We start from the raw sequence: 26,101 nt of genomic DNA, 5'->3' as shown, positions 1-26,101 counted from the left end.
CAATAACAAGGATGGAGGAGAACCATGACTGTCAAGCAACCCCAGCCCGGCGATCTTGAGCCGATAGAAACCGCCAGCCGCGACGAGATTGCGGCCCTGCAACTGCAGCGTCTGCAATGGACGGTGCGCCATGCCTACGAGAACATGCCGCACTACAAGCAGGTGTTCGACGAAGCCGGCGTGCATCCGGATGACCTGAAAACCTTGGCCGATCTGGCCAAGTTCCCCTTCACCACCAAGAAGGACCTGCGCGACAACTATCCCTTCGGCATGTTTGCCGTGCCGCGTGAACAGATCAGCCGCTTGCACGCATCGTCCGGCACCACCGGCAAGCCGACCGTGGTGGGCTACACGAAGAACGACATCAGCAACTGGGCCGACCTCGGCGCACGTTCGATCCGCGCTGCAGGTGGCCGTCCCGGCGATATCTGCCACATCTCCTATGGCTACGGCCTGTTCACCGGCGGCCTGGGTGCACACTATGCGGCCGAGCGCGCCGGCTGCACCGTGGTGCCCATGTCCGGCGGCCAGACCGAGAAGCAGGTGCAGCTGATCCAGGATTTTAAGCCGGACATCATCATGGTGACCCCCTCCTACTCGCTGGTGATCGCGGAAGAGTTCGAGAAGATGGGCCTGGATCCGGCCGAGTGCTCGCTCAAGGTGGGCATTTTCGGTGCCGAGCCCTGGGGCGAGGGCATGCGCGCCGAAATCGAGAAGAAGCTGGGCCTGGATGCGGTTGATATTTACGGTCTGTCCGAAGTGATGGGCCCGGGCGTTGCCAGCGAATGCATCGAGTCCAAGGATGGCCCGGTGATCTGGGAAGACCACTTCTATCCCGAAATCATCGATCCCGATACCGGCCGCGTGCTGCCTGACGGCGAGCTGGGTGAACTGGTCTTTACCTCGCTGACGAAAGAGGGCATGCCCGTCATCCGCTACCGCACGCGTGACCTGACGCGCCTGCTGCCGCCCACCTCGCGCTCCTTCCGCCGCATGGGCAAGATCACCGGCCGCTCCGACGACATGCTGATCATCCGTGGCGTGAACGTGTTCCCGACACAGATCGAAGAGCAGATACTGCGCGACAAGCGCCTGGCCGGCAACTACCAGCTGGTGGTGAGCCGCGATGGCCACATGGACAACCTGGAAGTGCGCTGCGAACTGCAGCGCGATGCCGCCGACCTGCCCGATGCCGATATCCGGGATATTGTCAAGCAGCTGCAGCACCACATCAAGACACTGATCGGGGTTTCGACCAAGATCACCGTGATGCAGCCCGACGGCATTCCGCGCACCCTGACCGGCAAGGCCGTGCGCATCCTCGACCAGCGTGCCAAGGAAAGGTAATCCGTCATGACGCAGGCTTTCATTTGTGATGCCATCCGCACGCCGATAGGCCGCTACGGCGGTGCCCTGGCCAGCGTGCGTGCCGACGATCTGGCTGCGCTGCCGATCAAGGCGCTGCAGGAGCGCAATCCCGGCGTCGACTGGACCGCGGTGGACGACATCATCTACGGCTGTGCCAACCAGGCTGGCGAGGACAACCGCAACGTGGCGCGCATGGCCGGGCTGCTGTCCGGCCTGCCGATCGAGGTGCCGGGCACTACCGTCAACCGCCTGTGCGGCTCCGGCATGGATGCCGTGGGCCTGGCCGCGCGCACCATCAAGGCGGGTGAAGCCGGCCTGATGATCGCCGGTGGCGTGGAAAGCATGTCGCGCGCGCCCTTCGTGATGGGCAAGGCCGAAAGCGCCTTCTCGCGCAGCGCGCAGATCTACGACACCACCATCGGCTGGCGTTTTCCCAACCCGGTGCTGAAGAAGCTGTACGACACGCATTCGATGCCGCAGACGGCAGACAACGTGGCGCAGGACTTCAACATCTCCCGCGAGGACCAGGACGCCTTCGCCGTGCGCTCGCAGCAGCGCTGGGCGGCCGCCGATGCTGCTGGCCGTTTCGATGCCGAGCTGATTCCGGTTGCCATTCCGCAGAAGAAGGGCGACCCGAAGATGTTCACCCGCGACGAGCATCCGCGTCCCGAAACCACGCTGGAGATGCTGGCCAGGCTCAAGGGCGTGAACGGCCCCGATTTGACGGTGACGGCAGGCAATGCCTCCGGCGTGAATGACGGTGCCTGTGCACTGCTGATCGCTTCGGAACAGGCCGCCGGCCGCTACGGCCTCAAGCCGATCGCCCGAGTGGTCGGCATGGCCACGGCCGGCGTGGCGCCGCGCATCATGGGCTTCGGTCCGGCACCGGCCGTGCGCAAGGTGCTCGGCCAGACCGGCCTGAGCCTGGACCAGATGGATGTGATCGAGCTGAACGAAGCCTTTGCCGCGCAGGCACTGGCCGTGCTGCGCGATCTGGGCCTGCCGGACACCGCCGGCCACGTCAATCCCAACGGCGGCGCCATCGCCATCGGCCACCCGCTCGGCATGAGCGGCGCGCGCCTGGTGACCACCGCCGCCTACGAGTTGCAACGACGGGGCGGCCGCTACGCCCTGTGCACCATGTGTATCGGAGTCGGGCAAGGCATTGCCCTGATTATCGAGCGCGTTTGAACGAAGAAAACCACCCAAAGGAGACAAGAGATGATGACCATGCACACCCTGAAGACCGGCAGCTCGCTCGCTGTGACCGCCTTGATGCTGGCTGGCGCTGCTACCATGCTGACGGCCTGCAATTCCAAGGAGGCCAGCAAGCCGGCCGAAGGCACAAGCGCCGCAGGTGGCGCCCCGGCTGCCGGCGGTGACGCCAACGGCCCGATCAAGGTCGGCTCCGTGCTGTCCGTGACCGGCCCCGCCTCTTTCCTGGGCGATCCGGAACTGAAAACCCTGCAGATGTACGTCGAGGACATCAACAAGCAGGGCGGCGTGAACGGCCGCCAGCTGCAGCTGGTGCACTATGACGACGGAAGCGATGCCAACAAGGCCAACGGCTTCGGCAAGCGCCTGATCGAGGACGACAAGGTCGACGTGATCGTCGGTGGCACCACCACCGGCTCCACCATGGCCATCGCTCCGCTGGTCGACAAGGCCGGCGTGCCCATGATCTCGCTGGCCGGCGCCGTGGTGATCACGCAGCCGACGCAGAAGTGGCTGTTCAAGACCCCGCACACCGACCGCATGGCGGCCGAGAAGGTGTTCGAGGACATGAAGAAGCGCGGCATCAGCAAGATCGGCCTGCTGTCCGAGACCAGCGGCTTCGGCCAGTCCGGCAAGAAGGAAACCGAAGGCGTGGCCGCCAAGTCCGGCATCCAGATCGTGGCCAACGAAACCTACGGCCCGAAGGACACCGACATGAGCGCCCAGCTCACCAAGATCAAGGGTACGCCTGATGTGCAGGCCGTGCTGATCTTTGGTCTGGGCCAGGGCCCGGCCGTGGCCACCAAGAACTACCGCCAGCTCGACATCAAGCAGCCGCTGTACCAGTCCCATGGCGTGGCGTCCAACGAGTTCCTGAAGCTGGCCGGCGATGCCGCCAACGGCGTGCGCATGCCTGCCTCCCCGCAGCTCGCTCCCGAAGCGCTCAAGGCCGACGACAAGCAGAAGCCCGTGGTCGAGGCCTACAACAATGCCTTCCGTGCCAAGTGGAACCAGGAGCCGTCCGCCTTCGGTGGCCACGCCTACGACGGCCTGATGATGGCGGTGGAAGCCATCAAGACCGCCGGCGGCACCGACAAGGCCAAGGTGCGTGACGCCATCGAAGCCACCAAGGGCTTTGTCGGCACCGGCGGCATCTTCAACATGTCTGCCGAAGACCACAACGGCCTGGACCTGTCCGCATTCAAGATGCTGGAGGTCAAGGACGGCAAGTGGACGCTCGTCGAGTAATCGGCTGATCCACGCCAGCGCGGCAGGCTCCGCGCCGTTGATAACGGGATCGTGACAGCGGGGCAGGGATCAACCCGAACCCGCCTCCTGTCACGGATTCCCCCAGATTCCCGGGGCAGGGCGCTACACGCGCCCCTGGCCCACCGACCTTCGACAAGAGTCATGTACCAAACCCTTGACATCGAGCGGCAGGGCGCTGTCGCCACGCTCTGGATGAACCGTCCCGAAGTGTTCAACGCCTTCGACGAGCAGTTGATCGCCGATCTGCATGCCGCCTGCACCGCGCTGGACGCCGATGCTTCCGTGCGCGTCGTCGTGCTGGCCGGCCGCGGCAAGCATTTCTCGGCCGGCGCCGACCTGAACTGGATGAAGCGCGCCGCCGGCTATACCGAGGCCGAGAACCATGCCGATGCCCTGCGCTTTGCCGGCATGCTGCGCGCACTCTCCGGCATGCGCAAGCCGACCATTGCCCGCGTGCAGGGCGCTGCCCTGGGCGGCGGCACCGGCCTGACGGCAGCCTGCGACATGGCCATTACCAGTGAAGACGCCAGTTTTGCCACCTCCGAAGTCAAGTTTGGCATCATTCCCGCCGTCATCAGCCCCTATGTGCTGCGCGCCATCGGCCCGCGCCACGCCCTGCGCTACTTCCAGAGCGCCGAGCGCATCGGTGCGCAGCGCGCGCTCGAGATGGGCCTGGTCGGCGAAGTGGTGCCGCTGCAGGATCTGGACGCCGCCGTGCAGAAACTGGCCGACACGCTGCTGACCTGCGGCCCTGGCGCCCAGTTCGCTGCCAAGCAACTCGTCGGCGCCGTCACCGCGCGCCCGATCGACGACGCCACCACCGAGGAAACCGCCCGCCGCATCGCCGGCCAGCGCGCCACCGACGAAGCGAAGGACGGCATCACCGCCTTCCTCGACAAACGCCCACCGCAGTGGATGGCGCAAGCCTGAGCTGCAGGACCCACCGACCCAAGGGAGACCCATCATGGCAGAGTTCCTGCAGTACCTGTTCTCGGGCATCACCGTAGGCTCGACCTACGCGCTGGCGGCCCTAGGCTTCACGCTGATCTACAACTCCAGCAACGTCATCAACTTCGCGCAGGGTGAATTCATCATGCTGGGCGGCATGCTGGCGGTGTATTTCACCAACGCCGGCCTGCCGTTGCCGGTCGCCTTCATCCTCGCCATCCTGATTCCGGCCATCGTCGGCATCGTGATGGAAAAGGTCACCATCGAGCCCGTGAAGGGCGCCGAAACGGTGACGCTGATCATCATCACCATCGGCGCCTCGCTGTTCATCCGCGGCCTGATCCAGGTCTGGCTGGGCAAGGGCACCTTCAGCCTGCCGGCCTTTTCGGGCGACAAGCCGATCTACATCCTGGGTGCCGCCATCCAGCCGCAGAGCCTGTGGGTGCTGGGCGTGACGGCCATCGTGGTGGTGGCGCTGTGGTACTTCTTCAACCGCACGCTGTCCGGCAAGGCCATGCTGGCCACCTCCGTCAACCAGACGGCGGCGCAGCTGGTCGGCATCAACACCAGCAAGGTGTTGTTCGTCAGCTTTGCGCTGTCGGCAGCGCTGGGCGCCCTGGGCGGCATCCTGCTCACGCCGGTGACCATGACCTCCTACGACGTCGGCATCATGCTCGGCCTGAAGGGCTTCGTCGCCGCCGTGGTGGGCGGATTGGGCAACGGCCTCGGCGCAGTCGTCAGCGGCCTGCTGGTCGGCATCCTGGAATCCATGGGCGCCGGCTACATCTCCTCGGCCTACAAGGATGCGATCCCGTTCATCCTGATCCTGCTGGTGCTGTTCTTCATGCCGCGCGGCCTGTTCGGCGGCAAATCTACCGACCGGGTGTAACCATGCGCAAGACAACCATGTACATTTCCATCGGGGTGCTCGCGCTGGCGCTGGTGATCGCTCCCTTCGTCATCAGCAACGCCTTCTATCTCGACCTGCTGATCCGCATCGCCATGAACGCCATCGTGGTGCTGGGCCTGAACCTGCTGATCGGCTTTGCCGGCCAGATCAGCCTGGGCCATGCCGGCTTCCTGGGCATCGGCGCCTATGCCTCGGCGATTCTGCCCACGCATTTCGGCTGGCATCCGCTGCTGGCGATGGGGGCGGGCGCCGTGATCTGCGGCGTGCTGGCAGCAGCGATTGCGCGCCCGATCTTCCGTCTCAAGGGCCATTATCTCGCCATGGCCACGCTGGGCCTGGGCATCCTGGTCAACATCGTGCTGCGCAACGAGGCGCAGCTCACGGGCGGCCCGGACGGCATGCCGCTGCCCACCATGGGCCTGTTCGGCTTCGAACTGAGCAGCGACCGCCACTGGTACTGGGTCGTCGCCGCCTTCCTGGTGGTCAGCGTGTGGGCCTCGCTCAACCTGATCGACTCCCCGTTCGGCCGCGCGCTGCGTGCGCTGCACGGCTCGGAAGTGGCCTCGCGCGTGGTAGGCGTGAACGTGGTGCGCTACAAGGTCAGCATCTTCACCATGTCGGCGGTGTTTGCCAGCATCATGGGCAGCGTGATGGCGCATTACATCGGCATGGTGACGCCGGGCTTTGCCGACTTCTTCCACTCCATCGAACTGGTGACCATGGTGGTGGTGGGCGGTATGGCCTCCGTCTGGGGCTCGCTGCTGGGCGCTGCGCTGCTCACGGCGCTGCCGCAGGCCCTGGCCACCCTGGAAGGCTGGGAAACCGTTATCTTCGGCGCGATCCTGATGCTGTTCATGATCTTCCTGCCCAAGGGCATTGTCCCCACGCTGGCCAGCAAGTTCGGCAAGAAAGGCCATTGACCATGTCCATGCTCGACGTAAAGAACCTCTCCATCCATTTCGGGGGCGTCAAGGCCGTCAATGACGTGTCCTTCTCGATCGACCCCGGCATGATCTACGCGGTGATCGGCCCCAATGGCGCCGGCAAGACCACCTTGTTCAACCTGATCACCGGTGTGTACAAGCCCACGACCGGCACCATCAAGCTCAATGGCGAGGAAATCCAGGGCAAATCGTCCGACGAACTGGCCCGCCGCGGCATGGCGCGCACCTTCCAGAACCTGCAGGTGTGCATGAACATGTCGGCTCTGGAGAACGTGATGGTGGGAGCGCACCTGCGCCTGGACCGCAACCTGTTCAAGGGCGCACTGCACCTGCCGTCCATCACCAGGCGCGATGCCGAATTGCGCGAGGAGGCGGCCGAGCTGATGCGCTTCGTTGGCCTGGGCGGCCAGGTCAAGGCCCGCGCCGACAGCATGTCCTACGGCGCGCTCAAGCGCCTGGAAATTGCCCGCGCGCTGGCCATGCAGCCCAAGCTGCTGTTCCTGGACGAGCCCGCAGCCGGCCTCAACCACACCGAAACGCATGAAATCGACGAGCTGATCCGCAAGGTGGCCGAAAACGGCGTGACCTGCGTGCTGGTCGAACACGACATGAAGATGGTGATGAACCTGTCCCAACGCATTCTCGTGCTCGATTACGGCCGCAAGCTGGCCGAAGGCACGCGCGAGGAAGTCCGCAACAACCCGGACGTGATTGCCGCCTACCTGGGCGCACATGCCTGAGCCGGCCGAAGGAAACCCCATGCAAGCCTTGCGCATCATCATCGAAGAACACCAGAACCTGTGGCGCGTCGCGGCCACGCTCGACTCGCTCGCCGGCGACATCGAGCAGGGCCAGCAAGTCGACGCCGGCTTTTTCACGGCGCTGTTCGATTACATCGACCAGTTCATGGATGGCTGCCACCATGCCAAGGAAGACCACCACCTGTTCCCGGCGCTGCGCCAGCGCAGCCCGCAAGCCGCGGCGGTGCTGGATCGCCTGCAGGCCGAACACCGCAACGGACCGGAAATGCTGCTCGCACTGCGCAGCAAAATGGGCAGCGCCATGCAGAGCGAGGCGCACCGCAACGATTTCGTCGAGGCGCTGCGTACCTATGCCCAAAGCGTGAAGGCGCACATCCGCACCGAAGAGAAGGACGTGATGCCACTGGCCCGCGCCTCGCTCACTGATGACGACTGGCAATCCATCGACGAGGCCTTCGGCAACAATGCCGATCCCGTTTTCGGCGGCGAGGCCAGGGCAGAGTTCCGCCAGCTGTTCCACCGCCTGGTCAACCTGGCACCGGAATCCGTGGGTCTGGGCGCACACGAGGCCGGCAATCTCACCACCGGCAAGGCCAAACCGACCGGCGAGCTGCTGCTCTCCGTCAGCGGCATGGAAAGCTGCTACGGCCGCATCAAGGCGCTCAAGGGGCTGGATGTGGAAGTGCACAAGGGTGAACTGGTGGCGCTGGTCGGCGCCAACGGGGCTGGCAAGACCACCTTCATGCGCACACTTTCCGGCGTGCAGCCCATGTCGGCCGGCAAGATCATGTTTGCAGGCGAAGACATTTCCCGGCTGCGTGCCGACCTGCGCGTGCGCCGCGGCATCTGCCAGAGCCCCGAAGGCCGCCAGGTGTTCGGGCCGCTCTCCATCGAGGACAACCTGCGCCTGGGTGCCTTCACCCAGCCTAAAGAGAACCTGCAGGAGGACATGGAGAAGGTCTATGGCATGTTCCCGATCCTGAAGGAAAAACGCAATCTGCCCGCAGGCACGCTCTCCGGCGGCCAGCAGCAAATGCTGGCCATTGGGCGCGCGCTGATGGGGCGTCCCAAGCTGCTGCTGCTGGATGAACCTTCCATGGGCCTGGCCCCGCTGCTGGTGGAAGAAGTCTTCAACGTCATCAAGTCGCTCAAGTCGCACGGCATGACCATTCTGCTGGTCGAGCAGAACGCGGCCGCGGCGCTCGCCATTGCCGATCGTGGCTATGTGCTGGAAACCGGCTCGGTCACGCTGAGCGGCCCCGGCCCCGAGCTGCTGGCCAACGATGAAGTACGCCAGGCCTACCTGGGGATGTAAGGGCGCAACGAAACAAGGGCAGGGTGCTAACCCTGCTTCGTCAATGAGCACGGGTGTGCTACATTTTGCGGGCTCCGGACTCTTGTCTGCGGCCCGCTTTTTTTCAGGTTAGATCCATGGCGCAGTTCTCGTACCTCCCTTCCCGACTGGTTTCCGCTTCGCTTGTCCTGGCCGGCCTGATGGCTGCTCCGCAGGCCTGGGCATCGCTCTGGGTCAATGAGCAGAACATGCTGCGCCCGGTTGCCCTGGATGCTGCACGGCGTCTGGCCAATGCCGCCAACGACGGCATGAACCCCAATCACTATGGTGGCGCACAACTGCTGCAGACCATCCAGGCCAACCAGGGCAGGGCGCTCGATCCTGCCACCGCTGCCAGTCTGGATGCACAACTGACCGACAAGCTCGAACTGTATCTGCATCACCTGCGCAACGGCCGCGTCGATCCGCGCCAGCTCGGCACGAACTACGACGCCAACAAGACCGACTGGAAGGCCTTCGATGCCCCGACGGCCCTGCGCGAAGCCCTGGGCATGGGCAATCTGGGCAGCGCCTTCGATGCGGCCACACCGCGCGTACCCATGTATGCCGAACTGCGCAAGGCCCTCGAGCGCGAGCGCCAGCTGGCCAATGATCCCGCCTGGGCGGGAACACTCCCTGCCTTGCCCAAGGGCGGAAAACTCGGCAACAGCCAGGCCTGGGCCGGTCTGCCCATGCTGACGCAGCGCCTGATCGCCCTGGGCGACCTGCCCGCCGGCACCGCGGCCCCGGCCACCTACAACAGCACCCTGCAGGCCGGCGTCAAAGCCTTCCAGCAGCGCTATGGCCTGCCCGAAAACGGCATCCTCAACAAGGCCACGCTCGACAAGCTGAATGAATCCCCCAGGCAGCGTGCCGACCGCATCGCGCTGGCCATGGAGCGCCTGCGCTGGACGCCGATGCTGCAGGGCCATCGCACCATCGTGGTCAACGTGCCCGAGTTCCGCCTGCGCGCCTATGACAACGCCAATGGCCAGGAAGAACCCAGGATTTCCATGCGCGTGATCGTCGGCAAGGCGCTGGACACGCGCACGCCGCTTTTCGACGAGGACATGCGCTACATCGAATTCAGCCCCTACTGGAACGTGCCGCCCTCCATCGCGCGCTCCGAAACCATCCCCAAGATCCGCCGCGATCCGGGCTACATGGCCCGCAACGGCTTCGAGATCGTGGGGCAGGGCGGCCTGCAGGGCGTGCTCAACGGCACGGCGCGCATCCGCCAGAAGCCCGGCCGGAGCAACGCGCTGGGCGACATCAAGTTCGTTTTTCCGAACAACCAGAATATCTACCTGCACCACACCTCGTCGCCCGGCCTGTTCAACCGCACCCGACGCGACTTCAGCCACGGCTGCATCCGGGTGGAGGAGCCGGTGCAGCTGGCCAAATTCGTGCTGCAGGACGACCCGGCCTGGACGGAAGAACGCATCCGCAAGGCCATGGGGGCAGGCAAGGCCAGCACGGTGCGCCTGAAGGAACCGCTGCCGGTTGTGATCACTTACATGACCACCGTGGTCAGTAACGGGCAGCTGCTGTTCTTCCCCGACCTGTACGGCCACGACCGCAAGCTGGCCGACTTGCTGGCTCAAGGTAAAACAACAAGAATTCAGCCTAAGTCAGCGACGGCGTTACAAAAAAACAGTAGCGCCGCGAGCGCGCCATCCCTACAATAAGCTCCATCGACAGTTTTTCATGACTGTTACATGGGGCAGGTAGTCTGTTGCAATAGTGAATCGGCCACCTGCTTTTTCCTGTTTTTTGTGCGCTGCATGCAACTTCTGACGCGACAAGCCGCTCCAAGTCAGGTTGTCCCGCACGCTATCCAGGTTGCCTTGAATTCATGATCCAGACAAAGACTCCTTCCCGCCGCTATTTTCTGGGTTCCGCCCTCCGCGCCACTGCCGCCGGAACCCTCGCTGTCGGTAGCGGCAGCGCTCTCGCTTCCATTCCCTCGTCCCGCGGCCTTTCCTTCAACAATCTGCATACCAACGAGCGCATCTCGCTGGTTTATGCCGTGGGCGACAATTTCCTGCCGCAATCCATGACGCGCCTGAACACCTTCCTGCGCGACCACTACAGCGGCATCGTCGGCTCCATGGATCCCACGCTGTTCGACCTGCTGTACCGCGTGCGCCAGGCGCTTGGCACCAGCCAGACCTTCGATGTGATTTCCGGCTACCGCAGCCCGGTCACCAACAGCACCCTGCGCAATACGCGCGGTGGTGGCGTCGCCAGGAAGAGCCTGCACATGGAAGGCAAGGCCATCGACGTGCGCCTGCCCGGCGTGCCGCTGGCCGAACTGCGCGATGCCGCCAAGTCGCTGAAAGCAGGCGGCGTTGGTTACTATCCTGACAGCCAGTTCGTGCACGTCGATACCGGCCGCGTGCGTTCCTGGTAAATTTACCGGGCGTCATTGACCCCAGCAGGATTGTTCAGCCGGCAGCACCTTCCCCTGCCTGCCAGTGCCCGCTCTTGCCGCCCAGCTTTTCCAGCAGTCGCACGCCATCGATGCGCATGCCGCGGTCCACGGCCTTGAGCATGTCGTACACGGTCAGCAGTCCGGCCATGGCACCGGACAGTGCCTCCATTTCCACGCCCGTGCGGCCCACCGTTTCCGTCGTCACACGGATATGCACCCGGTGCAGTGCAACCTCCTTCTCGAATTCCACCCCCACATGCGTCAGCGCCAGCGGATGGCAGAGCGGAATCAGCAGGGCGGTGTGCTTGGTGCCCTGGATGGCCGCCAAGCGCGCCACGCCCAGCACATCGCCTTTCTTCGCCTGCCCCTGGTCGAGCAGGGCAAAGGTCTCGGGCAGCATGGTGATATGGCCAGTGGCGGTGGCGCGGCGGCGGGTTTCCGCTTTTTCGCCCACGTCCACCATGTGGGCCTGGCCGGTGGCATCGAAATGGGTGAGGGAAGACATGAGGTTCCAGTAGCAAGGGTTGCGTAGCGCCCTAGTGTAGTGGCTTGTTCCACGCAGCTGCCCCCAGGTGGGCCACAACACCGCTCCCAGGGCTGCAAGACAAGACATGTCCCCGCCGGAGGAAGTAGGGCACCCGCGCCGGAGCTACGCCGAACGAAGGAGCCTGCTGGCAGCCCGGCGGAGTGAAGGGCCGCAGCCTTTCGCCTATGATGGCCGGCATGTCCTCAACCGATCAGGGAGCGAGATGATCCGGATTCTGTATTTTGGCGTGCTGCGCGACCGCGTCGGCCGCGACAGCGAAGAACTGGAGTGGAACGGCGGCAGCACCGATGCGCTGCTGCAGCACCTGCGCGAGCGTGGCCCGCAATGGGCCGAGGCGCTGGCGCCCGGCCAGGTCTTCCGCATGGCCCTCAACCGCCAGATGGCCTATGGCGAAATGCCCGTGCCCGATGGTGCCGAAGTCGGCATCCTGCCGCCCGTTACCGGAGGCTGAGCATGTGGCTGACCGTTTCCGTCCAGCAGCAGGCCTTTGACCTTGGTGCCGAAGAGCAGGCGCTGCGCCAGCATGCCGGGGATGCCGGTGCACTCGTCGCATTCCAGGGCATGGTGCGCGCGCACGACCAGGCCGATGCGCTGGCCGCCCTGCATCTCGAGCACTACCCCGGCGTCACCGAAAGCGAAATCGAACGCATCGCCCGTCAGGCCGGCGCGCGCTGGCCGGTTACCGCCTGTCGCGTGGTGCACCGCGTGGGCCGTCTGCAACCGGGTGAAGGCATCGTACTGGTACTGGTCTCTTCGGGCCACCGCCGCGCCGCCTTCGCCGCCGCCGAATACCTGATGGACTACCTCAAGACCGAAGCGCCGTTCTGGAAGCGCGAGGAGTTTGCCGACGGCAGCACCAGCTGGGTGGCTGCCAAGGATAGCGACGATGCCGCGCGCGCGCGCTGGAGCGACGAGGCCGGACCGCAATGACATTGCAGCAGGCTTTCTCAAGCACCCCGGGCAGAGCGCTTGCCGCTGCCGCTTCACCGGTACGCATCAACGATGTCTGACGCATTGCCGGTCACCGCACTCATCCTTGCGGGAGGAGAAGGGCGGCGCATGGGGGGGCAGGACAAGGGCATGACCCGGCTTGCCGGCCAGCCCCTGATGCATCACGTGATCGCGCGCCTGCGCCCGCAGGTGCAGCAATTGCTGATCAGCGCCAACCGCAACCTGCCCGATTACGCCGCCCTCGGCTATCCGGTGCATACGGACGAAACCCGTTGGCAGAGCATGGGCCCCATGGCTGCACTTGCCTCTCTGGCTGCCACGCTGGCGCATACCCCCGGCTACGTGCAACTGGCCCCCTGCGACGCACCGCTGCTCCCCGGCCATCTGGTGCACGATCTGCTCGCCACTCTGCAGCAGAACCCCGCGCTTGAAATCGCCTACCCGCAATGCGGCGATCGCCCGCAACCCGCCATGGCGCTGGCAAAATGCGCGACACTGGCCAGCGTTCCGGCGTATCTGGCCTCCGGCCAGCGCAGCCTGCGCGGCTGGATCGCCAGCCGCGCCGCACAAGCCGTTGCCTTCGACGATGCAGCAGCGTTTGCCAACGCCAACGACCCTGCCGCCTTGCTTCAACTCGAACACCTGTTATCCCATGATGCTTGACTACCACGACGCCCTGCGTCAGCTGCTGGCGTCCCTGCAGCCGATCTCCGACACGATGTCCGTTCCGCTGGCGCAGGCCTGCGGCCATGTGCTGGCCGCCGACTTGCCCGCGCTGCACGACACTCCGCAATTCGACAACAGCGCCATGGACGGCTACGCCCTGGCTGATCCCGATGGCAACGGCACACGCTTCACGCTGGCTGGCCGTATCGCCGCCGGCGAAAGCACCTCCCTGACGCTGCAGCCCGGCCAGGCCGCACGCATTTTCACCGGCGCTCCGGTCCCTGCCGGTACCACCGCCGTGGTTGCACAGGAGGACGTGCAGACCGAGGGCGAAGCGGTGGTCCTGACCAAACCGGCCCCTGTGGGCTCCCATATCCGCCATCGCGCCGAAGAATACGCGGCTGGCGGCGTGCTGCTGCCGCAGGGCACGCTGCTCGATCCGGCCGCCGTCGCACTCGCCGCCAGCCAGGGCCATGCGACGCTGCCGGTGCTGCGCCCCTTGCGTGTGGCGGTATTCTCGAGCGGCAACGAACTGCGTGAACCGGGCACCGAACTCGCCCCCGGCCAGATCTTCGACGCCAACCGCTACCAGATGCTTGCCTGGCTGGCCGGCATGCCGGTCGAGGTGGTGTCCAGCGAATGCCTGCCCGACAACGCCGCCGTCACGCGCGAACGCCTGCAGGCCGCCTCGCAGCAGGCCGACGTGATCCTGACCAGCGGCGGTGTCTCCGTGGGGGAAGAAGACCATATCCGTGCCGCCCTCGCCGACATCGGGCAGCTCGACGTCTGGAAACTCGCCATCAAGCCCGGCAAGCCCTTCGCCTGGGGCCGTGCCGGACACGCGCATGTCTTCATGCTGCCGGGCAACCCGGTCGCGACCTTCGTCACCTTCTTCATGCTGGTTGCCCCGGCGCTGCGCAAGCTGCAGGGCATGCCACAGCCCGAACCGCTGGCCGTGCAGGCTGTGTCCGGCTTCGAGCGCACCAAGCGCGAGCCGCGCCGCGAATTCCTGCGCGCCGTGGCCCATGCCGGCCCCGATGGCCGCTGGCACGTCAACGCGCTGCAAGGACAGGGCTCCGCCATGCTCTCGGCCTGCGTGCAGGCCAACGTCCTGGCCGAAATCACCCCTGACACCCCGGTCGCCGTCGGCGATCCGGTCACGATCTACCCCCTGCCAGGAAAAGGATGGTTCTGATGGAAAACCTGCCCGTCATCCGCATCGGACTCGTCTCGGTCAGCGATCGCGCCAGCAGCGGCGTCTATCAGGACGAAGGCCTGCCTTCGCTGCGCGCCTGGCTGGAACGTGCCCTGCGCAACCCGGTTGAATTTGTCGAGCGCCTGATCCCCGATGAGCAGCCCGTCATCGAGCACACCCTGCGCACCCTGGCCGACCAGGAAGGCTGCGCCCTGGTCCTGACCACGGGCGGAACCGGCCCGGCACCGCGCGACGTCACGCCCGAAGCCACGCTGGCGGTGGCGGACCGCGTCATGCCAGGCTTTGGCGAACAGATGCGCCAGGTCAGCCTGTACTACGTTCCCACCGCCATCCTGTCGCGCCAGGTGGGCGTGATCCGCGGTACCAGCCTGATCCTGAACCTGCCGGGCCGTCCCAAGGCCATCCAGGAAACACTGGAAGGCGTGAAGAACGCCGACGGCCAGGTGGTGGTGCATGGCATCTTCGCCTCGGTGCCGTACTGCATCGAACTGATGGGCGGCCCCTATATCGACACCCGCAGCGAGGTCGTCAACGCCTTCCGGCCGAAGAAGAAGTAAGCGCAGTGGCCCGCCGCAGGATCGCGGCGGTGCACAAGCTTCGAAGAAGCAGCGGGCTCAGCCGCCCGTCATCGACATGAAGCGGACGGTTTTTTCCGGCCGCTCGACAAACTCGTGCCGCTCCGGCTTGAGTTCGATGGCTTCACGGATGGCGGCTTCCAGTTCCTCGTCGCTGCAACCCGCACGCAGCAAGGGGCGCAGTTCGAAACTTTCATCCTGCCCCAGGCACATATAGAGCGTGCCATCCACCGACAGGCGTACCCGGTTGCAGGTTTCGCAGAAGTGCTGCGAAATCGGCGTGATCAGGCCCAGCGTGAATCCGGTACCGGGGCTCACCCAGTAGCGTGCCGGACCACCGCCCAGCCGCACCGTGGTCGGCACCAGTTCGTATTTCTTCTCCAGTTGCGAGAGCAGGGCGGTCAGCGAAAGGCCCTGCGTGTCCTGCCCGGTATGGCCCATCGGCATGGCCTCGATCATGCGCAGCACAAAGCCGTTTTCCATGCAGAAGGCCACCATGGCGTCGATATCGCCATCGTTCACGCCCTGCATCGGCACCATGTTGATCTTGATGCGGTCAAAGCCCGCCTCGCGCGCGTTGCGCAGGCCGTCCAGTACCTTCTGCAGGCTGTCGCTGCCGGTGATCTGCTCGACGCATTCGCCGCGCAGCGAATCCAGGCTTACGTTCAGCCGCATCACGCCTGCTTCGCGCAAGGCTTTGGCATGCTTGCCCAACTGCGTGCCATTGGTGGTGAGCGAAAGATCCTCTACATTCGGCAGCGCCGAAATGCGCCGCGCCAGATCCGGCAGATTGCGGCGCAGCAGCGGCTCGCCACCGGTCAGGCGGAAACGCGTGGTACCCAGACGCGCAAAGGCAGCCACCACACGCGTGAGCTCGTCAAAGGTCAGCCAGTTCTCCGGCTCCTCGAAATCGCGGAAGCCCTTGGGGATGCAGTAGGAGCAGCGCAGATCGCAGCGGTCGGTGACCGACACGCGCAGGTAATCGATGCTGCGGCCAAAGCGGTCCACAAGCCGGCGCGAGTCCTGATGGCGGGAGGAAGAAGATACGTCGTTCAATACCTGCATGGAGTGAATTGTGGCCCCATTTATGGGGGAGTGTTCAAACCCCTCTGTGCCGGGGGGACTTGCACCGTGCGATATTGCGGCAATCCCTCCAGCAGATCGAAGCGGGCAGGGCAATGCCAGTGCATCAGCGCCCCGGTCTCCGGATGCGGCAGCGACAGGGCATAGGCATGCAGCAGCAGGCGCGGCGCCATTGCCTGATTGGCCGCATCGCCATAGAGCAGATCGCCCGCAATCGGATGGCCGAGCGATTGCAGGTGCACGCGCAACTGGTGCGAGCGCCCCGTGACAGGCTCCAGGTCGACCACGCTGTGCAGCCCCTGCGGGCGCAGGAATTCTTCAGCCAGGCCGGGAAAAACCTCCGGCACAGGCACCGTGCGCCAGTGCGTTATGCTCGGCTTGCCATGTTCCCGATCGATCCTGCTGCGCGGCCGGTTGGGCCAATCCACGCACAGGGGCGCATCGATGGTTTGCCAGGCATCACCGACCGACTGCAGATGACCCTGCACGATCGCCACATAGCGCTTGTGCACCTGCCGCCGCGCAAAGGCATCGCCCAGCCGGCGCTGGGCTTGCGGGGTGCGCGCCATCACCATCAGCCCGCTCGTGCCCATGTCCAGGCGGTGCACGATGAGCGCATCCGGAAACAGGCATTGCACGCGCACGCTGAGCGAATCGTGGTTTTCCTCACCCCGACCGGGCACAGCCAGCAGATTGGCGGGCTTGTCCAGCACGATCAGGTGGGCGTCCTGATGCAGGATAACAACGCCTGATGCGGCCGCGCGTGTGCCGTCGTCAGGCGTTAAAACAGTATCCGGAAAATTGGGGGACATGAAAAAATCTGGCAACTGGTGGCCGGCGCAAAAGAACGGATAAACTTGAAATTTGTCACAAAACCGTAAAAATTGGCTCTCCAAGAAGGCCGACGGGATTGTCTCCTGAAATCACCCGCAACCCATTCATGATATTCAGCAAACTGCTCCCTCACGAGGGCAACTTCTTTGAACTGACCAGCCGCCACGCCGATTGCATCGTCGAAGGTGCACGCAACTTCTGTCAGCTCGTGGTGAACTACCCCGACCGCGACGTCCGCATCGCCCTGGCCGCCAAGGTGAGCGATGCCGAAGTCCGTGCCAACACCATCCTGCGCGAGTTCAACACGGCGCTGCACAAGACCTTCATTACCCCGGTCGACCGGGAGCAGTTGCACCAGCTGATCGGCCTGATGGACGGCGTGATCGACCTGCTGCGCGACAGCGCCGAAACCATGGCCATGTACGACCTGCAGGCCGTTACCCCCGAGCTGGCCAAGCTCAGCGAAATCAGCCTGCTGTGCTGCGAGCGCATGGACCAGGCCATCAAGCTGCTCATGCGCCTGGGCAAGGGCGATGCTGCCCAGCAGGCGCTGCTGCTGTGCGCCGAAGTGGATGCGCTCGAGTCCGAATCCGACCACGTGATGCGCCAGGGCATGAGCCGCCTGTTCCGCGAAGAGCCGGACGTGCGCGAACTCATCAAGCTCAAGGCCATGTACGACCTGCTCGAGGCCGTGACCGACCGCTGCGAGGACGTTGCCGAGCTGATCGAAGGCATCGTGCTGGAAAACGCCTGACCGGGCACGCGTTGCCCCTGCACCCCCCAACCTATACAAGACTCTTTCCCATGGAAGTCATCCCAAGCGCGCTGTGGGTTGTAATCATGCTCGTGGTCCTGGCCGTCCTGTTCGATTTCATGAACGGCTTCCACGATGCAGCCAACTCCATTGCCACCGTTGTTTCCACCGGTGTGCTGCGTCCCGGCCATGCCGTCGTGTTCGCGGCCTTCTTCAACTTCATCGCCATTTTCGTCTTCCACCTGAGTGTGGCGGCCACTGTGGGCAAGGGCATCGTCCTGCCCGAGGTGGTCGATACCCATGTGGTATTCGGTGCTCTGGTCGGTGCCATCAGCTGGAACCTGCTGACCTGGTACTACGGCATTCCCAGCAGCTCCTCGCACGCGCTGATCGGCGGCATCGTCGGCGCCGTCATGGCCAAGGGCGGCACCGACGCCCTGATCTGGCAGGGCATCAGCAAGACCGTGGCCTTCATAGTCATCTCTCCGCTGCTGGGCTTCCTGCTGGGCTCGGTCATGATGGTGCTGGTGGCGCGGCTGTTCCGCGGTACCTCGCCCTACAAGGTGGACAAGCATTTCCGCAAGATGCAGCTGCTTTCGGCCGGCGCCTACAGCTTGGGCCACGGCGGCAACGACGCGCAGAAAACCATCGGCATCATCTGGATGCTGCTGATTGCCACCGGCTACGCCAAGGCCGGCGAAGCCAGTCCGCCCACCTGGACCATCCTGGTCTGCTATGCCGCCATCGCCCTGGGCACCATGTTCGGCGGCTGGCGCATCGTGCGCACCATGGGCCAGAAGATCACCAAGCTCAAGCCGGTAGGGGGCTTCTGCGCCGAAACCGGCGGGGCCCTCACGCTGTTCTTTGCGACCGCGCTGGGCATTCCGGTCTCGACCACGCATACCATTACCGGCGCCATCGTCGGCGTGGGGTCCACGCAGCGCGCCAGTGCCGTGCGCTGGGGCGTGGCCGGCGGCATCGTCTGGGCCTGGATCCTGACCATTCCGGCCGCTGCCGTTGTGGCGGCAGGCGCGTACTGGCTCAGCCTGCTGATCTTCCAGTGAGCGTGGGCAGGGCGTTTTGACCTTGCCGCCACACAAATGACGGGCGCAGCGGCAAAAAGCAGGGCTGCGCCTGTTCATTGCACCGGATTGGCTTTATAATTGAATGTTTTCAGCGTGTCGCTGGCCGGGTGGCCAGTCGCGTGTCTCAAACGCTGGAAGAATTTTTACCACCCGAAGGATTTCAACATGGTCGTTATTCGACTCTCCCGCAGCGGCTCCAAGGCCCGTCCGTTCTACAACGTCGTCGTTGCCGACAAGCGCGTGCGCCGCGATGGCAGCTTCATCGAGCGCGTTGGTTTCTACAACCCCAGCGCCAAGGAAGGCACCGAAGGCCTGCGTATCGCCCAGGACCGCATTGCCTACTGGAAGAGCGTTGGCGCCCAGGCTTCTCCCACCGTGGAACGCCTGGTCAAGCAAGCTGCCAAGGCTGCTGCCTGATCTCCACAGACCTTGCCGGTCTGATGCAAAGCCCAGTGCATGCCACTGGGCTTTGTTTTTTCTGTTCCGCACGCACACAATCACCGCATGTCCGCTGATCTGAACTCCATTCTCGAACCCGCCACCTTGCCCGAAGACGCTGTCGAGGTCGCCCGCATCGGCGAGGCCTGGGGCGTGCGTGGCTGGTTCCGCATCATTCCCTACAGCAGCCTGCCCGAGGCCTTGTTCAGCGCCAAACAATGGTTCCTGCTGCCGGCCGAGCGTGGCGCACGCCATTTCGAGGGCGCCCGCACGCTGCAGATCCGCCAGGTGCGCGAACATGGCGATGGTCTGGTGGCCGGCGCCGCCGCCATCATGGACCGCAACGCTGCCGAACTGCTCAAGGGCGCCCGCATCCTGGTGCCGCGCTCCAGCTTCCCGCCGCCGGAAGAGGGCGAATACTACTGGGTCGACCTGATTGGCTGCGCCGTCAGCAACCGCGAGGGCGTGGCCCTGGGCACCGTGCGCGACCTGCTTGCCACCGGCCCGCAAACCACGCTGGTACTCGACGCCGGCCCTGATGCCGAAGGCAAGGCGCAGGAGCGCCTGATTCCCTTTGTCGATGCTTTCGTCGACAGCGTGGACGTGCCCGGCAAGCGCATCGTGGTCGACTGGCAGCCCGACTACTGATCGCACCGCATGCGCTTCGACATCATCACCCTGTTCCCCGAACTGATCCAGCCCTATCTGGAGGCCGGCGTCACGCGCCGCGCCTACGCCAGCGGGCAGGTGCAGGTCAAACTGTGGCAGTTGCGGGATTTTGCCGAAGGCAACTACCGTCGCGTGGACGACCGTCCGTTTGGCGGTGGCCCCGGCATGGTAATGATGGCCGAACCCCTGTCACGCTGCCTGCAGGCCATCCGCCAGGACCGTGCCGATGCCGAGGGCAGCGAGGCCCCCGTGGTGCTGTTCACGCCAATCGGCGCGCGGCTGGATCACGGCGTGGTCACGCAATGGGCAGAGGGAGAAGGCGCCATCCTGCTGTGCGGCCGCTACGAAGGCATCGACCAGCGCTTTGTCGATGCCCATGTCACGCACCAGCTCAGCCTGGGCGACTTCGTGCTTTCGGGCGGCGAGATCGCCGCCGTGGCGCTACTGGATGCCGTGGCGCGCCTGCAGCCCGGCGTGCTGCAGGACGAGGCCAGCCATATCCAGGACAGCTTCAATCCCGCACTCGATGGCCTGCTGGACTGCCCGCACTACACGCGTCCCGAGCAATGGCAGGGGCAGGGTGTGCCCGAAGTGCTGCTGGGCGGCAACCATGCCGCCATCGCCCGCTGGCGACGCGACCAGAGCCTGCAACTGACCGCACGGCACCGCCCGGAACTGATCGAGCGCGCCCGCAGCCAGGGTCTGCTGGACAAGGCAGACAAGACCACCCTGGCGCGCTTCGCGGACTCAGGCAAACGCTGATCGCTCAGACCTCGATGCCCGACTCGCGCGCCTCGACAAAGCAGTCCAGATAGCTGAAGTACTGCGACGTGAAGAACATGGCCGTGATCACCATCAGCGTCAGCTGCATCAGCACCGAGCCGATCACTGGCCCGGCCGCCGCCGTGAACAGCAACGAGGCGCCCAGCGCCACCAGCATGGTCAGGCCGATCCAGGCCATCAGGTAGACGAAAAACGCCGGGAAATTGCGCACGCAGGCCACAATGCTGAAAAACAGGCTTTTCACCGGCGATACGCCGTGCCAGTGCACCAGTGCCGGCGCATGCCAGAACAGCATGGCAATCACCACGTTGAGCGTACCGGCCAGCATGGCAGCCATCTGGAAATCGCCCTTGGACATCAGCTCGCGCAGCGCTTCCGGCGTGATGCTCTCACCCAGCAGGTAGATGCGCACGAACTGGCCGCCGTCCACCCACTGCGTCACGGCCATGCTCAGGCCGAACAGCACGGCATACAGCATGCCCAGCACGGCGATGGCGTGAACGCGTTGCTGGCCGGCGCGAAAGGCGGTGAGCAGCACGGTGGGCATGGGGTAGTTGCCCTGCGCCACTTCGCGTGCCGCCGTCATGAAGCCCAGCGTGGCCGCCGGCAGCATGGCCAGCGCCAGGGCGATGCCCAGCCACGGAATCAGCGACAGCAGGTTCACCACGGTCGGGAAGATGAAGAACAGTCCGAGCATGGCCAGCGGCTTCTTGCGGAAGGTGGCGATGCCTTGCTTCATCCATTGGATGCCCTGGCTGGCAGGGACGATGTTCAGTCGCATGGGCAGAAATTCAGTCAGGGTTCCGCAGCCGGGCCCGGTCAGGCGCGGTGCGGAACAAACCGTGCAGCCATGCCTGCTCAGGCATGCTGCGGCGTATGCAGCGTCAGCGGATGCGCAATGCGCTCGCGCAGCACGCGCTCGAAGTGCGTGGGATCATGCGGCACCAGCATGCTGGCTTCGCGCGGCAGGTAGAAATCCCACAGCCGCGATACCCAGAAGCGCAGTGCCGCGGCACGCAGCATGGCGGGCAGCAGTTCGCGCTCGGCCGCTTCCAGCGGCCGTACTGCCTGATAGGCATCCAGCAGCGCCTGGGTGCGTGCCGGATCGAGTGCACCGCTCGCCAGGTCGATGCACCAGTCATTGATGCACACGCCCAGGTCGAACAGCCAGGTATCCACTCCGGCAAAGTAGAAATCGAAGCAGCCGGTCAGGGTCTCTCCGTCGAACATCACATTGTCGCGGAACAGGTCGGCATGCACCGGGCCGCGCGGCAGGGCCTGATAGGCGGCGCTGGCGGCTATGTGGTTCTGGTAGGCCAGCTCGGATTGCAGCAGCGCACGCTGACCCTCGTCCATGTGCGGATAGACCTCGGGCGCCGTGGCATTCCACCAGGGCAGGCCGCGCAGGTTGGGCTGCTCGCGCTCGTAGTCGCGGGCGGCCAGATGCATGCGCGCCAGCGTGGTGCCAACGGCGGCGCAGTGCACCGCCTGCGGCTGCAGCTGGCTCTTGCCGGCCAGCCTGTTGACCACGGCAGCGGGCTTGCCGCACAAGGTGAACAGCACCTCGCCTTCGGCATTGTTCGCCGGCTGCGGCACGGGGATTCCGCGCAGCGCCAGATGCTGCATCAGGTACAGGTAGAACGGAAGCTGGGCGTGCGTCAGACGCTCGAACAGGGTCAGCACATATTCGCCACGGTCGGTCGTGGCGAAATAGTTGGTGTTTTCAATGCCGCCCTGGATGCCGCGCAGCTCCAGCAGAGTGCCGAGTTGCAATTCTTCGAACAGGGGACGGGCAGCCTCGAGCGAGACTTCGGTAAATACAGCCATGGTGGAGTCAAGCGCGCAAGAATCAGAATTTCAGCAGGTTCCACATGCGCTGGCCGGAGTTGGCCGTGGGATTGGTGCGTTCGGGATTGATCTCGTAGGCCGGTGCGCGGTTGTTCGGCTTGACGGTGATGATCTGCGATTCGCCACCCACGCGCAGTTCGTCGATGGTGGAGCCGCTGTCCTGGTGGTGCAGGCGCTCGATGCGCTGGTCACCGCGCAGCTGGCCGTCGCCTTCGGCAACGCCAGGCTGGTCAGACACGACAGCCGGGGCGCTGGCCGCAGCCACTCCGTGCGTCTGCGTCCACGCGGTATGGGAAAACACGGCGGCAGCCAGCAGGATGGAGACGGACAGGGGAGTTTTCATGGCGATGGTGCTTGGAAAGATCGGAACAGGGCGCCGCACGGGGCGCAATGCAGCGATTTTAGGGCATAAGACTGCTTTTCCCCAGCCGTCCGCGCGCACAGGGCGGGGAATGCCGCATTGCCGCACCGGGCTTTGCAGGCACAATGGCAGGCCTATGCAAGAACAGATTTCTCCCGACAACGCCCCCGTGGTGGACGCGCCCGACGACACCCTGCTGCTGGTGGACGGATCCAGCTACCTGTACCGGGCCTTCCATGCCGGAGGCGACTGGAGCGTGACGCTGCCCGACGGCACCCGCCAGCCCACCGGTGCGCTGCGCATCCTGATCAACATGATGCAGTCGCTGGAGCGCGAATATCCCACGCGCTACGCCGTCTGCGTGTTCGATGCCAAGGGCGAGACCTTCCGCAACGAGATCTATCCCGACTACAAGGGCCACCGTCCGCCCATGCCCGACGACCTGCGCAGCCAGATCGAGCCGATCCATGAGGTGGTGCGGCTGCTCGGATGGCACGTGCTGTGCATCGAGGGGGTGGAAGCCGACGACATCATCGGCACGCTGGCCGGCATGGCCGCGCAGCAGGGCAAACGCGTCATCATTTCCAGCGGCGACAAGGACCTGAGCCAGCTGGTCAACGAGCACATCACCATCATCGACACCATGACGGGCAAGAAGCGCGACGTGGCCGGTGTCACCGCCGAATTCGGCGTGCCGCCGTCGCTGATGATCGACTATCAGACGCTGGTGGGAGATGCGGTCGACAACGTGCCCGGGGTCGATAAGGTCGGCCCCAAGACTGCGGCAAAGTGGCTCAATGCCTATGGTTCGCTGGACAAGCTGATCGAGGAGGCGCCCGGGCTGAAAGGCGTGGTGGGAGAAAACCTGCGCAAGGCGCTGGACTGGCTGCCTATTGGCCGCCAGCTGGTCACCATCAAGACCGACTGCGACCTGAGCGGCCATGTGCACGGCTTGCCCGATCTGGGCCAGCTGGCACGCCATCCCCGCCGCTTCGAGGAACTGCGCGCTTTCTATGAGCGTTTCCAGTTCCGAAGCCTGCTCAAGACCCTGCTGGAGAAAGAGGGCGCTGCTGCTCCCTCTACGCCTGCCGTGGGCGGCACCGGCGACCTGTTCAGCGAGGCTCGCCCCAGCGGGGCCGACAGCGCCGGCCACGCCTCCGACTACCAGGCCATCACCACCTGGACGGATTTCGATGCCTGGCTGACGCGCATCGACCAGGCTGCGCTCACCGCCATCGACACCGAGACCACCTCGCTCAACCCGATGCAGGCCCGCATCCTGGGCATCAGCCTGAGCGTGGAGCCGGGCAAGGCCGTCTACATCCCGCTCGGGCATGAAGCCCCGGATGCCCCTGAACAGCTCCCGCTGGACGAGGTGCTGCAGCGCCTGCGCCCGTGGCTGGAAGATGCCGGCAAGCTCAAGCTCGGCCAGAACATCAAGTACGACCGCCATGTCTTTGCCAATCACGGCATCCAGGTGCATGGCTACGCGCATGACACCATGCTGCAAAGCTACGTGCTGGAAGCGCACAAGCCGCATGGCCTGGAAAGCCTGGCTCAGCGCCATATCAGCCGCCAGGGCCTGAGCTACGAGGATTTGTGCGGCAAGGGCGCCAGCCAGATTCCGTTCAGCCAGGTGCCGGTCGGGCAGGCCACCGTCTATGGCTGCGAGGATGCGGATTTTGCCCTGCAGGTGCATCAGGCCCTGTGGCCGCAGATCGCGCAGGACGAGAAACTGCGCCGCATCTATGAACTGGAGATCGCCGCCAGCGAAATCCTGTTCCGCATCGAACGCAACGGCGTGCAGATCGACGCCCAGCAACTCGCGCGACAGAGCAACGAGCTCGGCCTGCGCATGCTGGAACTGGAACGCAGCGCCCACGAAATGGCCGAGCAGAGCTTCAACCTGAGTTCCCCCAAGCAGATCGGCGAAATCTTCTTCACCAAACTGGGCCTGCCGGTCATCAAGAAAACCTCCACCGGCGCCCCCAGCACCGACGAGGAAGTGCTGGAAAAGCTGGCCGAGGATTTTCCGCTGCCGCGCACCATCCTGGAATACCGCAGCCTGTCCAAGCTGAAGAACACCTATACCGACAAGCTGGCGGGCATGACCAACCCGGGCACCGGGCGCGTGCACACCAACTACGCACAGGCCGTGGCCGTGACGGGGCGCCTGTCCAGCAGTGATCCCAACCTGCAGAACATCCCCGTGCGCACGGCAGAAGGGCGGCGCATCCGCGAAGCCTTTGTCGCCGGCGCCGGCAACGTGATTGCCAGTGCCGACTACAGCCAGATCGAACTGCGCATCATGGCCCACATCAGCCAGGATGCCGCCCTGATCCATGCCTTCGAAAGCGGCGCCGACGTGCACCGCGCCACCGCCTCCGAGGTGTTCGGCGTGGCGCCGGACCAGGTCAGCAGCGAACAGCGCCGCTACGCCAAGGTGATCAACTTTGGCCTGATTTACGGCATGAGCAGCTTTGGTCTAGCCAAGTCGCTCGGCATCGACAACACCGCGGCGCGCAATTACATCCAGCGCTACTTTGAGCGTTACCCGGGCGTGCGTGAATACATGGAGCGCACGCGTGACCAGGCACGCGAGCAGGGCTATGTCGAAACCGTCTTTGGCCGCCGCCTCTACCTGCCCGATATCAAGAGCCCCAATGGCCCGCGCCGCGCTGGCGCCGAGCGCGCCGCCATCAATGCCCCCATGCAGGGCACGGCCGCCGACCTGATCAAGATGAGCATGATCGAGGTGCAGCGCGTGCTGGACGAGCGCCAGGCCGCCACCCGCATGATCCTGCAGGTGCACGATGAACTGGTGTTCGAGGTGCCCGAGGCCGAGGTCGACTGGGTGCGCAGCGAAGTGCCGCGCATCATGGCCGGCGTGGCGGAACTGCGTGTGCCGCTGGTGGCCGAAATCGGCGTCGGTCCCAACTGGGAGCAGGCGCACTGATCAGAGTGTGGGCTGGGAGGGGCGCTCTTTCCTCATACTGTCGCTGACCGGCCTATTGCCGGGGGGGGATTAGCTGGAGCATTTCCAGTCCACCAGCCCGTTAATGCAGTTGATTAGGAAGGATTGATCCCCGATTTTCAACCCCGGAAGGAG

At 64.8% G+C, this 26,101-nt stretch carries 27 protein-coding genes and 1 pseudogene; 22 read left to right on the top strand and 6 right to left on the bottom strand.

Annotated elements, in window-relative coordinates:
- The first annotated feature begins 24 nt into the window (after positions 1 to 24).
- The 11 genes and pseudogenes from paaK (at position 25) to KKQ75_RS04495 (ending at position 11,161) form a co-directional block, all read left to right on the top strand.
- A complete protein-coding gene (gene paaK, locus KKQ75_RS04540; protein ID WP_213360638.1) occupies positions 25 to 1,347 on the top strand; it encodes a phenylacetate--CoA ligase PaaK in 1,323 nt (440 codons plus the stop codon).
- A gap of 6 nt (positions 1,348 to 1,353) precedes the next feature.
- Entirely contained in the window at positions 1,354 to 2,559 is a 1,206-nt protein-coding gene (pcaF, locus tag KKQ75_RS04535) for a 3-oxoadipyl-CoA thiolase (protein ID WP_213360636.1), read from the top strand.
- A gap of 30 nt (positions 2,560 to 2,589) precedes the next feature.
- Complete coding sequence (locus tag KKQ75_RS04530) at positions 2,590 to 3,831, top strand: ABC transporter substrate-binding protein (RefSeq protein WP_250131001.1); 1,242 nt, start codon at positions 2,590 to 2,592, stop codon at positions 3,829 to 3,831.
- Positions 3,832 to 3,993: 162 nt separating this feature from the next.
- Positions 3,994 to 4,782 (top strand): enoyl-CoA hydratase/isomerase family protein, encoded by a 789-nt coding sequence (locus KKQ75_RS04525; RefSeq protein WP_213360634.1) that lies wholly within the window; start codon positions 3,994 to 3,996, stop codon positions 4,780 to 4,782.
- A 34-nt stretch (positions 4,783 to 4,816) separates the two neighbouring features.
- Positions 4,817 to 5,689, top strand: coding sequence for a branched-chain amino acid ABC transporter permease (locus KKQ75_RS04520; protein WP_091814918.1), 873 nt, complete (start codon positions 4,817 to 4,819; stop codon positions 5,687 to 5,689).
- Positions 5,690 to 5,691: 2 nt separating this feature from the next.
- Entirely contained in the window at positions 5,692 to 6,630 is a 939-nt protein-coding gene (locus KKQ75_RS04515) for a branched-chain amino acid ABC transporter permease (RefSeq protein WP_213360633.1), read from the top strand.
- Between the two features lie 2 nt (positions 6,631 to 6,632).
- Positions 6,633 to 7,394, top strand: coding sequence for an ABC transporter ATP-binding protein (locus KKQ75_RS04510; RefSeq protein ID WP_213360632.1), 762 nt, complete (start codon positions 6,633 to 6,635; stop codon positions 7,392 to 7,394).
- Positions 7,387 to 7,812, top strand: a pseudogene (locus tag KKQ75_RS13040) (hemerythrin domain-containing protein); the annotation flags it as partial. The gene KKQ75_RS04510 and the pseudogene KKQ75_RS13040, both read left to right, overlap by 8 nt.
- Before the next feature lie 216 nt (positions 7,813 to 8,028).
- Positions 8,029 to 8,730 carry an ABC transporter ATP-binding protein gene (locus tag KKQ75_RS13035; RefSeq protein WP_250131114.1) on the top strand — a complete coding sequence of 234 codons (702 nt, stop codon included), beginning with the start codon at positions 8,029 to 8,031 and terminating at the stop codon, positions 8,728 to 8,730.
- 116 nt (positions 8,731 to 8,846) lie between these two features.
- Complete coding sequence (locus tag KKQ75_RS04500) at positions 8,847 to 10,436, top strand: L,D-transpeptidase family protein (protein WP_213360630.1); 1,590 nt, start codon at positions 8,847 to 8,849, stop codon at positions 10,434 to 10,436.
- A gap of 167 nt (positions 10,437 to 10,603) precedes the next feature.
- The gene (locus KKQ75_RS04495; protein ID WP_213360629.1) at positions 10,604 to 11,161 is read left to right on the top strand and encodes a DUF882 domain-containing protein; all 558 of its coding nucleotides are present in this window, start codon (positions 10,604 to 10,606) and stop codon (positions 11,159 to 11,161) included.
- A gap of 34 nt (positions 11,162 to 11,195) precedes the next feature.
- Here the strand turns inward: KKQ75_RS04495 and moaC are convergent, their stop codons facing one another.
- Entirely contained in the window at positions 11,196 to 11,687 is a 492-nt protein-coding gene (moaC, locus tag KKQ75_RS04490; RefSeq protein ID WP_213360628.1) for a cyclic pyranopterin monophosphate synthase MoaC, read from the bottom strand.
- Positions 11,688 to 11,931: 244 nt separating this feature from the next.
- On the opposite strand from moaC, the gene KKQ75_RS04485 reads away from it, so the two are divergent.
- The 5 genes from KKQ75_RS04485 to mog all read left to right on the top strand — a co-directional run bounded on the left by KKQ75_RS04485 (position 11,932) and on the right by mog (position 15,119).
- Entirely contained in the window at positions 11,932 to 12,180 is a 249-nt protein-coding gene (locus tag KKQ75_RS04485) for a MoaD/ThiS family protein (RefSeq protein WP_250131000.1), read from the top strand.
- A 2-nt stretch (positions 12,181 to 12,182) separates the two neighbouring features.
- Entirely contained in the window at positions 12,183 to 12,659 is a 477-nt protein-coding gene (locus KKQ75_RS04480; RefSeq protein WP_213360626.1) for a molybdenum cofactor biosynthesis protein MoaE, read from the top strand.
- Positions 12,660 to 12,731: 72 nt separating this feature from the next.
- Positions 12,732 to 13,343, top strand: coding sequence for a molybdenum cofactor guanylyltransferase MobA (gene mobA / locus KKQ75_RS04475; RefSeq protein ID WP_213360624.1), 612 nt, complete (start codon positions 12,732 to 12,734; stop codon positions 13,341 to 13,343).
- Complete coding sequence (locus tag KKQ75_RS04470) at positions 13,333 to 14,541, top strand: molybdopterin molybdotransferase MoeA (protein WP_213360622.1); 1,209 nt, start codon at positions 13,333 to 13,335, stop codon at positions 14,539 to 14,541. The genes mobA and KKQ75_RS04470 overlap by 11 nt, the downstream gene beginning before the upstream one ends.
- Positions 14,541 to 15,119 (top strand): molybdopterin adenylyltransferase, encoded by a 579-nt coding sequence (gene mog, locus KKQ75_RS04465; protein ID WP_213360621.1) that lies wholly within the window; start codon positions 14,541 to 14,543, stop codon positions 15,117 to 15,119. Before KKQ75_RS04470 ends, mog begins: the two co-directional genes overlap by 1 nt.
- Before the next feature lie 57 nt (positions 15,120 to 15,176).
- Here the strand turns inward: mog and moaA are convergent, their stop codons facing one another.
- A complete protein-coding gene (gene moaA, locus KKQ75_RS04460; protein WP_213360620.1) occupies positions 15,177 to 16,202 on the bottom strand; it encodes a GTP 3',8-cyclase MoaA in 1,026 nt (341 codons plus the stop codon).
- Between the two features lie 20 nt (positions 16,203 to 16,222).
- Complete coding sequence (locus tag KKQ75_RS04455; RefSeq protein WP_213360619.1) at positions 16,223 to 17,032, bottom strand: RluA family pseudouridine synthase; 810 nt, start codon at positions 17,030 to 17,032, stop codon at positions 16,223 to 16,225.
- Between the two features lie 128 nt (positions 17,033 to 17,160).
- Between KKQ75_RS04455 and KKQ75_RS04450 the strand changes: the two genes are divergently transcribed.
- The 5 genes from KKQ75_RS04450 to trmD all read left to right on the top strand — a co-directional run bounded on the left by KKQ75_RS04450 (position 17,161) and on the right by trmD (position 20,762).
- Positions 17,161 to 17,808: a DUF47 domain-containing protein gene (locus KKQ75_RS04450; protein ID WP_213360618.1), complete on the top strand. Its 648-nt coding sequence runs from the start codon at positions 17,161 to 17,163 to the stop codon at positions 17,806 to 17,808.
- Positions 17,809 to 17,858: 50 nt separating this feature from the next.
- Entirely contained in the window at positions 17,859 to 18,872 is a 1,014-nt protein-coding gene (locus KKQ75_RS04445) for an inorganic phosphate transporter (RefSeq protein ID WP_213360617.1), read from the top strand.
- Positions 18,873 to 19,058: 186 nt separating this feature from the next.
- Positions 19,059 to 19,310 (top strand): 30S ribosomal protein S16, encoded by a 252-nt coding sequence (rpsP, locus tag KKQ75_RS04440; RefSeq protein WP_213360616.1) that lies wholly within the window; start codon positions 19,059 to 19,061, stop codon positions 19,308 to 19,310.
- Positions 19,311 to 19,397: 87 nt separating this feature from the next.
- Positions 19,398 to 19,979, top strand: coding sequence for a ribosome maturation factor RimM (gene rimM, locus KKQ75_RS04435; protein WP_371686416.1), 582 nt, complete (start codon positions 19,398 to 19,400; stop codon positions 19,977 to 19,979).
- Between the two features lie 9 nt (positions 19,980 to 19,988).
- Positions 19,989 to 20,762, top strand: a complete 774-nt coding sequence (gene trmD / locus KKQ75_RS04430) for a tRNA (guanosine(37)-N1)-methyltransferase TrmD (RefSeq protein WP_213360614.1) — start codon at positions 19,989 to 19,991, stop codon at positions 20,760 to 20,762.
- Between the two features lie 4 nt (positions 20,763 to 20,766).
- On the opposite strand, the gene KKQ75_RS04425 is transcribed toward trmD, so the two are convergent.
- The 3 genes from KKQ75_RS04425 to KKQ75_RS04415 all read right to left on the bottom strand — a co-directional run bounded on the left by KKQ75_RS04425 (position 20,767) and on the right by KKQ75_RS04415 (position 22,974).
- Positions 20,767 to 21,564, bottom strand: coding sequence for a BPSS1780 family membrane protein (locus KKQ75_RS04425; protein ID WP_213360612.1), 798 nt, complete (start codon positions 21,562 to 21,564; stop codon positions 20,767 to 20,769).
- A 77-nt stretch (positions 21,565 to 21,641) separates the two neighbouring features.
- Positions 21,642 to 22,610, bottom strand: coding sequence for a homoserine kinase (locus KKQ75_RS04420; protein WP_213360610.1), 969 nt, complete (start codon positions 22,608 to 22,610; stop codon positions 21,642 to 21,644).
- A 22-nt stretch (positions 22,611 to 22,632) separates the two neighbouring features.
- The gene (locus KKQ75_RS04415) at positions 22,633 to 22,974 is read right to left on the bottom strand and encodes a hypothetical protein (RefSeq protein ID WP_213360609.1); all 342 of its coding nucleotides are present in this window, start codon (positions 22,972 to 22,974) and stop codon (positions 22,633 to 22,635) included.
- A 154-nt stretch (positions 22,975 to 23,128) separates the two neighbouring features.
- Between KKQ75_RS04415 and polA the strand changes: the two genes are divergently transcribed.
- A complete protein-coding gene (gene polA / locus KKQ75_RS04410; protein WP_213360608.1) occupies positions 23,129 to 25,948 on the top strand; it encodes a DNA polymerase I in 2,820 nt (939 codons plus the stop codon).
- Positions 25,949 to 26,101 lie beyond the last annotated feature (153 nt).

The sequence above is a fragment of the Brachymonas denitrificans genome, from assembly GCF_907163135.1.
Taxonomy (GTDB): Bacteria; Pseudomonadota; Gammaproteobacteria; order Burkholderiales; family Burkholderiaceae_C; genus Brachymonas; species Brachymonas denitrificans_A.
This window is presented reverse-complemented; position numbering and strand designations above follow the sequence as displayed.